The sequence below is a fragment of the Vibrio sp. 1078-1 genome, from assembly GCF_033340475.1.
The window spans coordinates 1-599 of record NZ_JAWOWM010000583.1; the positions used below are offsets into that span (position 1 = coordinate 1).

At 51.3% G+C, this 599-nt stretch carries 1 protein-coding gene; it reads right to left on the reverse strand.

Annotation, left to right across the window (positions count from 1 at the left end):
• Positions 1 to 599, reverse strand: a 599-nt coding sequence (locus R7190_RS28915; RefSeq protein ID WP_318138073.1) for a glycoside hydrolase domain-containing protein, incomplete at both ends; no start/stop codon positions are given.

Consider the following 599-nt stretch of genomic DNA (forward strand, 5'->3'; position numbering starts at 1 on the left):
GGCACGGTAAGGCCAGAACACGTCACTTTCGTTGAGTGCTTTGCGGTCTTTACACGCGTTGTAGTCCATACCGTCTGGGATAGACAGCGCCATGTTCTCGTCCAAACATTCGGCTTTCAGGTTGTTTGCCCAAACCTTGCTGCCGCTGTTCATGTAAGCCGGACGCATAAAGCCCGTTGCACCCAATGCGTTGCCTTTGGTGTCTTGCAGTTTGCCGTATTGTTCTGGGTTGTAATCGAAGTAGTTCTTGAACGATTCAGAACGTGCCATGTAGCGGTCGTACTGCTGGTCGTTGCCCGCAAGTTTAGCGATCTGAGCGATACACCAGTCGTAGTAAGCGTTCTCAAGACCGTAAGACACCGACTCGTTCACGAGCTCGTCGTATTTATCGACTTTTAAGCCCTCTACGTAACCCGGTTTGTCGCCAGAGTCCGGCGCCCATTTGGTGTTGGCTGGAATAAAGCCGACGTCTTCTTGGTAGTCGTTGTGACGAGTCATGACCGTGAAGCGTTTGTCACCGTTCCAAGCATCTTGGTAAGGCACCCAGCTTTCGGTTTTATCAAGGTTGAAGTTGACTGTTTCGTCAGCCGCTTTCAGTG